The 7,048-nt window shown below is 64.8% G+C and carries 6 protein-coding genes and 1 pseudogene; 4 read left to right on the top strand and 3 right to left on the bottom strand.

Going from position 1 to position 7,048, the window contains the following annotated elements; translation table 11 throughout:
• The 3 genes and pseudogenes from EOD07_RS16445 to lptF form a co-directional block, all read right to left on the bottom strand.
• Nucleotides 1–705: pseudogene (locus EOD07_RS16445) on the bottom strand (LPS-assembly protein LptD); the annotation flags it as partial.
• Nucleotides 705–1,787, bottom strand: a complete 1,083-nt coding sequence (lptG, locus tag EOD07_RS16440; protein WP_040984655.1) for an LPS export ABC transporter permease LptG — start codon at nt 1,785–1,787, stop codon at nt 705–707. The pseudogene EOD07_RS16445 and the gene lptG, both read right to left, overlap by 1 nt.
• Before the next feature lie 2 nt (nt 1,788–1,789).
• Entirely contained in the window at nt 1,790–2,986 is a 1,197-nt protein-coding gene (gene lptF, locus EOD07_RS16435) for an LPS export ABC transporter permease LptF (protein ID WP_127236217.1), read from the bottom strand.
• A 377-nt stretch (nt 2,987–3,363) separates the two neighbouring features.
• Here lptF and EOD07_RS16430 point away from each other — a divergent pair, with 377 nt between their 5' ends.
• From EOD07_RS16430 to EOD07_RS16415, 4 genes are all read left to right on the top strand, one after another.
• Nucleotides 3,364–4,890 carry a leucyl aminopeptidase gene (locus EOD07_RS16430; protein ID WP_127236216.1) on the top strand — a complete coding sequence of 509 codons (1,527 nt, stop codon included), beginning with the start codon at nt 3,364–3,366 and terminating at the stop codon, nt 4,888–4,890.
• Nucleotides 4,891–4,893: 3 nt separating this feature from the next.
• Nucleotides 4,894–5,343 (top strand): DNA polymerase III subunit chi, encoded by a 450-nt coding sequence (locus EOD07_RS16425; RefSeq protein WP_127236215.1) that lies wholly within the window; start codon nt 4,894–4,896, stop codon nt 5,341–5,343.
• Between the two features lie 114 nt (nt 5,344–5,457).
• Nucleotides 5,458–6,447, top strand: coding sequence for a 3-oxoacyl-[acyl-carrier-protein] synthase III C-terminal domain-containing protein (locus EOD07_RS16420; RefSeq protein ID WP_127236214.1), 990 nt, complete (start codon nt 5,458–5,460; stop codon nt 6,445–6,447).
• 4 nt (nt 6,448–6,451) lie between these two features.
• The coding region (locus EOD07_RS16415; protein WP_164772285.1) for an NAD(P)-dependent oxidoreductase at nt 6,452–7,048 on the top strand (597 nt) is incomplete at its 3' end.

Raw genomic sequence — 7,048 nt, 5'->3', positions numbered from 1 at the left:
GTTATAGACGATGCCGGGGATCAGGAAGCCGCTCTTGCGCTTCACAGTGGGGTCGGCGATCTCGAAGGCCGGCAGGTAGGCGAGCGGGAAGCCGAAGAATTCGAAATTCGAGTTCTCGAAGCGGACCGTCTTCTTCTCGCCGTTCCAGATGATCTTCCTGGCCTTGACGCGCCAGGTCGGCGCTTTGTCCGGCTTGTCCTCGCAAGGCTCGCAGGCGGTGTAGACGCCGTTGTGGAAGGTGGTGAGCACGCCACCCATGCGCTCGGCGCTCTCGGCGGCGAAATAAGCCTTGTCGATCGTCTCGACACGCAGCGCGTTGAGAAAACCGTCGGCGAAATCGTCGGTGATGTCGATATGGTCGGAATTGACCTTGGTGCCGTCGCTGTTGATCAGCTCGACGGCGCCGCTGGCGACGAGCCGCTTGGTGTCGCGGTTGTACACCACGCGCTGGGCGACCAGCTTGTTGCCGCCATAGTCGATCTGCACGCCGCCGACGGCCGTCACCGTGTGCTTGTCGTTGTCATAGACAAGCGTATCGGCGGCCAGCAGCATCTGTGAGCCGGAGGGGACGGGCTTGGCAGTAATCTGCTGCGCCAGCGCGGGTGCCGTCGGCACCGCACAAGCGAACAGACACGCCAAGGCGGTCGCCCCATAGAGGCGTGCCAAACCGGCCTGCCTATGGCTGCGCAAAACCGCCTCCCTCACTAGCCGTCTTCCTTGTATAGCAGAAACGTCACCCCAAAGAACATAGCCACGACAACCGGAACCCATGCAGCCACCACCGTAGGCACGAATCCGGCGACACCGAATGCCTTGACCAGTACCGAAACGACATAAAGCAGAAAGCCGGCCACGACGCCACCCAGAATCATCGTTGCCGACTGCCCCATTCGCGCAAATCGCATTGAAACCGTTGCAGCAATCAGCGTCATGGCCACGAGAAGGAACGGCAACGCCACCAGCGAATCAAATTGCATGGCGAAGGCATTTGCCTTGAGCCCGAAGGAACGGGCGACCTCGATCTTGCGCGGCAGCTCGTAGAAAGGGATGGTTTCCGGCCGCGCCAGGCGCTCCTGCACGAATTCCGGCTTGAGATTGGTGGGCACCTTGTCGGACGCCAGCGCCTGGATATTGCCCCCCTTGAAGACCTTGACGTCCTGCAATTCCCAGTAACCGTCGCGCAGGAAAGCCTTGGCGGCGTCCTTGCGCTCGGCGATGTTGCCCTGCGGGTCGAGGATGAAAAACACTGCATCCGCCATCTCCAGCCCCTGGTTGAGGATGGCGCGGGCGCCGATGATGGTGTCGCCCGATTCGGTCTTTTGCCTGAGCCACGGCGTGACGTTGGTCGTGACGGCATTCGACTTGCCGGCCCTGAGGTCGTTCTCCATCTGCTCGGACCAGGAAAAGCCATGCGCGGCGATCGGGTTGATGATGGCGACCGACAGCACGCCGAACATCAGTGCGCCGACGCAGCAGGGGAACAGGAACTGCCAGGCCGAGACGCCTGCAGAACGCGCGATGACCAGCTCATAGCGGCGGTTGAGCGACACCAGCGTCGCCATCGCCGAGAACAGCCCGACGAACGGCACCGTCTGCAGCATGATCATCGGCATCCTGAGCGCCGAAATGGCGAAGGCTATGCCGTAGGTGAAGCCGGGCAGCCCGGTCGTGCGGCCGGAAAGCTCGGTAAAGTCGATCAGGAACACCAGCGCCAGCAGGCCCAGGAAGAACCAGAAAGTGATCGAGACGTAGCGGAAGAAGAAATAGCGGCCCAGCGTCCAGCCCATGGTCAGGCTCCCTGGCCCGAAGTGCGGCGGGCGAGCCAGAGCTTGAATGCCGTCCAATTGTCGCCGGCGCGCTTGGCAAGGCCCGTCAGCCAGTCGGCCCAGCTGACCGGCAATTCCATGGTGCGGGATGAGACGATGAACCAAATCGACACCGCGGAGGCGATGAGCGGTATGCCGTAGAGCAGGTAGACATAGTACCAGACCTTGTCGGCTTTGCCGGCGGCGAAGAAGCCCAGCCATCGCACGAAAAGCGCGATCGCGATCGCCGTGATCAGCGGATTGATGCGTGCTTCGCGATGCGAGCGCGCATCGCCCGCCACCGCAAGCGCGATCAGCGCGAACACCAGCGAATAGGACCATTCGGCGAAGCGCTGGTTGAGCTCCGCACGGTAGTTGCCAGGGTCGCGCTGGAACATCTTGTCATTGGGATCCGGGTTGAGCAGATACGCCGTCGTCCGGTCCTTGGGCAGAAGCGTGATGTCGTTCGCCGCCGACATGAAGGCCGACATGTCGAAGGCGTAAGAGGTAAAGCGGATGACGGAGAGGTCGCCGGTCACCGATTTGCGGTTGATGACGCCGTCATTCATCATCAGCACCTTCTCGTCGCCCTTTTCGACGATGCTGCCTGTCTTGGCATAGTAGGTGAGGCTGGCGCCTTCCTCGCGCGAATCGGCGACGAAGATGCCGCCGAGCCGGTTGCCGGGAAGTCGTTCGCCGACCTGCAAATAGAGGCCGTCGTCGATCTTGCGGAATGTGCCTTCCTGGATGATCAGCGACACGAGGTCGGCGCGCGAAGCCGCTACCAGCTGGCGGTTCTTCTGCCTGGCATAGGGGTCTATCGCGTTGTCGACGATGAAGGAAAAGGCGCAAGCAAAAGCCGCGAGCAGCAGGATCGGCCGCGCGATCGTCCAGCGCGAGGCGCCCGCGGCGCTGAGCACTGCCAGCTCCGAATCGGTATTCATCGCGCTTAGCGTCTGCGCCACCGCGACCACGAGGGCGAACGGCACCACGATCGGGATGATGGAGGGGATAATGAGCGCCGCGACCTCGAAGAAGGTCAGCGTCGATTGGCCGTTGTCGGTGACGAGGTCGATCTTGGCCAGCACCTGCGTCGTCCACACGATCGCCAGCGTCCAGGCCAGCGCGGCGAGGAACATCGTCAGCGCCCGGCGCATGATGTAGCGTTCAACGACCTTCATGAAGGCTTTTCTCGATTTTGCCGAACGGCATCATGCCCGCCGACAAAGTAGTGATCCGGCGACGCGTGCACAACTGGGTCATAAGCGGCTCGCTCCGGATTGTCGCCCTACGCCGCTTGCCCCGGCGTGGCGGAGTCTCCGCGCCAATGGATAAGAAATGCAAAACATCGATGGTTAACAGCAGGTTACGGCAGCAAGCTAACGCCGTGCCGAGGCGAATCCTTTGTCCATTGTGGCGCTGATATAGACAGCGATTTCGGCCAAAGTCTTGCCAAATGGCTCAAAACGACCAAATGTCGCGCACGCTTGCCAAACCCCTTGCTCGCTCAAAAACACCTTTGCCGGCACCTTCCGGCCATCCCCGAAAGCAGGACCTGATGACGTCGAGACCTTCCATTTCTTTCGCCAAGTTTGCCGCACCGAAAAAAGGCAGTGTCTTCGTCTTCGCGGCCGATGGCGGTGGGCTCGGAGAGGCGGCGAAGGCCTGCGATCCGGCCGGCGCGCTTACGCGTGCCTTTCCGGTCGCCGATTTCTCCGGCAAGTTCGCAAGCTCGGTTGAGGTGCTGGCGCCGGAAGGAACGTCTGTCGATCGGCTTGTGGCGATCGGCGCCGGCAAGGTCTCAAGCCTCGACGACAATGCCTGGCAGAAGCTCGGCGGCGCCGTCGCCGCTTCATTGCGCAAGGCGACCGAGGTGGACGTCATCCTCGATCTGCCCGAACTGCAGCCCGACGGCCGACAGGCGGCCAGCCTAGCCGCCGGCATCCTGCTGCGCACTTATTCCTTCGACAAATACAAGACCAGGAAGGACAAGGAAGACGGGCAATCCGATTCGAAGGGGGCCGATGCCAAGAAGGCCGAGGCGGCGAAGCCCGCCAGGATAACCATCCATTGCGCCGACCCTGCCACCGCCAAGAAGGCCTTTGTCGGCGAGGAAGCGGTGGTGGACGGCGTTGTCCTTGCGCGCGACCTTGTCAACGAACCGGCCAATGCGCTGGGGCCCGTCGAATTCGCCGAGCGCGTCAAGGCTCTGGAGGCGCTCGGCGTCGAGGTCGAGATCCTCGCTGAAAAAGAGATGAAGAAGCTCGGCATGGGCTCGCTGCTCGGTGTCGCGCAAGGCTCGCCGCGCGGCGCGCGCGTCGCGGTGATGCGCTGGAACGGCGGCAAGGCCAAGGACGCGCCGCTCGCCTTCATCGGCAAGGGCGTCACCTTCGACACCGGCGGCAACTCGATGAAGCCGGCTTCCGGCATGGAAGACATGAAGGGCGACATGGGCGGCGCGGCCGCCGTCACCGGGTTGATGCGCGCGCTGGCCGCGCGCAAGGCGAAGGCCAATGTGGTCGGCGTCATCGGCCTGGTCGAGAACGCTGTCGACGGCCATGCGCAGCGCCCCGGCGACATCGTCACCTCGATGTCGGGCCAGACGATCGAAGTCTTGAACACCGACGCGGAAGGCCGCCTCGTGCTCGCCGACGCGCTCTGGTACGCCAACGACCGTTTCAAGCCGAAATTCATGATCAACCTGGCGACGCTCACCGGCGCCATCATGGTGGCGCTCGGCCAGCATTATGCCGGCCTGTTCTCCAACAATGACGAGCTCGCCGGCCGACTGTTCGGCGCCGGCCAGGCCAGTCAGGAGCGGGTCTGGCGTATGCCGCTAGGCCCCGAATACGACAAGCTGATCGATTCCAAGAACGCCGACATGAAGAACATCGGTGGCCGCTATGGTGGCGCCATCATCGCTGCGCAGTTCCTGCAGCGCTTCGTCAAGGACACGCCTTGGGCGCATCTCGACATTGCCGGCACCGCGATGGGCGCGCCGTCGAGCGAGATCAACCAGTCCTGGGGCTCGGGTTTTGGCGTGCGCCTTCTGGATCGGCTGGTGCGCGATCACTACGAAGGGTAGGGGATGGCCGACATCCTGTTCTACCATTTGACCGAATCGACGCTCGAGGAAGCGCTGCCTGGCCTGCTCGAGCGCAGTGTCGAGCGCGGCTGGCGCGCGGTGGTGCAGACCGGCACCGAGGAGCGTCGCGACGCGCTCGACCAGCATCTGTGGACCTTCCGCGACGATTCCTTCCTGGCGCATGCCTCCGACCGCGAGGCCTATCCGGCCGAGCAGCCGGTCCTGCTCACCACGGGCGAGGGCAACCAGAACGCCGCGCAGATACGTTTCCTGGTCGACGGCGCCAGCCCGCCCGAGCTTTCCGGCTACGAGCGCGCCGTCTTCCTCTTCGACGGCCATGACGCGGCGCAGCTCGAAGCCGCCCGCGGCCATTGGAAGACGATGAAGGAAGCCGGCCACGCCGTGACCTACTGGCAGCAGACGCCGGACCGGCGCTGGGAGCGCAAGGCCTAAGGCCGTCAGCGATCGAGTTCTTCTCAGGCGCCCGCTGCTCCTCGCACGGCCTTGGCCGCCGTGGCCGATCCGCTCTATAGGTAAGTTGACGCAAGCTCATGCGGCGGGGGGAGAATGCGGATCAGGATCGTCGGAACCGGCAGGGCGGTACCGGCTGAGCGCCTCACCACACGCGCCCTGGAGGCGAAGTTGAGCCTCGCCGAGGGCGCCCTTGAGGCCGTCACCGGCGTCGTCGAGCGCTATGTGTGCAGTGCCGAATCGCAGATCGATCTCGCTTGCGCCGCTGCCGCCCTTGCGCTTGCCGATGCCGGCGTCGAGCCCGGCGCCGTGGACCTGATCATCGGCGGCTGCGGCGTGCCCTACCAGCCGCTGCCGGCGACCGCGCCGCTGGTCATGCAGCGTCTCGGTATGGCGGACGGCTCGGCCGCCGCCTTCGACGTCAACAGCACCTGTCTCGGCTTCCTCACCGCTTTCGAGACCGCCGGCCGCATGATCGAGGCGGGGCAGTGCGAGACGGCGCTGGTCTTTTCGTCCGAAGTCGCCTCGCGCGCTCTGCCGTGGCAGGACGCGCCGGAGATCGCCGCGCTCTTCGGCGACGGCGCCGCGGCGGCCGTCCTGCGCAAGGCCGAGCCGGGCGAGGGCAAGGTGGCGGCGAGCCTGATGCGCACCTATCCTTCCGGCTGGGAAGCCTGCGGCATTGGTTCGGGCGGCACGCGCTTCGATTTCCGCAAGGAACAGGAGGCATTCGCCGCGCACAGCCTGTTCCACATGGACGGCAAGGAATTGTTCCGGCTCACCTCGCGCCACTTCAACGGCTTCGTCGACGCTCTGCTCGAGCGCGCCGGCTGGCGGCATGACGATGTCGATCTTGTTGTGCCGCACCAGGCGAGCCCCTTCGCGCTCGCCCATATGGCGCGCCAGACCGGCTTTGCGCCGGAAAGACTGGTCGACATCTCCGCCCGCTTCGGCAACCAGATTGCTGCCTCCATGCCCTTCGCGCTGGATGTCGCGCGCCGCCAGGGCCGCGTCGCGCCAGGCATGAAGCTGCTCTTCCTCGGCACGTCGGCCGGCGTCTCCTTCGGCGGCATGGCGCTGGAGGTCTGAAGCGATGGCCGTGCTCGTCACCGGCGCCAGCGGTTTCCTCGGCTCCCATGTGCTCGAGAGGCTGGCGGCATCCGGCACGCTGGCGCTCGGGCTCGGCCGCGATGAGGCAAGCTGCGCCGCGCTCGAAGCCGACGGTCATCGCGTCATCCGCCACGACCTCGCGCAGCCGCTTGACGCCTCACTCGATCCGAGGCTCGGCAGGGTCGAGCGGATCATCCATTGCGCGGCGCTTTCTTCGCCCTTCGGCCGCCTCGTGGATTTCGTGGCGGCAAATGTCACGGCGACGCGGAACCTTGTCGACTTCGCCGGGCGGCAGCGTGTCAGCCGCTTCGTCCACATCTCCAGCCCGTCCGTCTGCTTTGCCTTCCGCGACCAGCTTGGCCTGACCGAGAACATGGCCTTGCCGGAGCCGGTCAATCACTATGCCCGCACCAAGCGCGAGGCGGAAAAGATCGTGCTCGGCCAGCCCGCCATCCATCCCGTGGTGCTGCGGCCCCGCGGCATCTACGGCAAGGGTGATCGGGCGCTGCTGCCGCGCCTCATCAAGGCGGCAAAAAGCCGGCCGCTGCCGCTGTTTCGCGACGGCCGGGCGGCCATCGAC

It is taken from the genome of Mesorhizobium sp. M2C.T.Ca.TU.002.02.1.1 (assembly GCF_003997225.1).
This window is presented reverse-complemented; position numbering and strand designations above follow the sequence as displayed.

Excerpts from the sequence above, each read along its gene's own strand:
- EOD07_RS16420 (WP_127236214.1), top strand. The coding sequence starts at position 5,458 with ATGCGGATCAGGATCGTCGGAACCGGCAGGGCGGTACCGGCTGAGCGC.
- lptF (WP_127236217.1), bottom strand. The coding sequence starts at position 2,986 with ATGAAGGTCGTTGAACGCTACATCATGCGCCGGGCGCTGACGATGTTC.
- EOD07_RS16430 (WP_127236216.1), top strand. The coding sequence starts at position 3,364 with ATGACGTCGAGACCTTCCATTTCTTTCGCCAAGTTTGCCGCACCGAAA.
- EOD07_RS16425 (WP_127236215.1), top strand. The coding sequence starts at position 4,894 with ATGGCCGACATCCTGTTCTACCATTTGACCGAATCGACGCTCGAGGAA.
- lptG (WP_040984655.1), bottom strand. The coding sequence starts at position 1,787 with ATGGGCTGGACGCTGGGCCGCTATTTCTTCTTCCGCTACGTCTCGATC.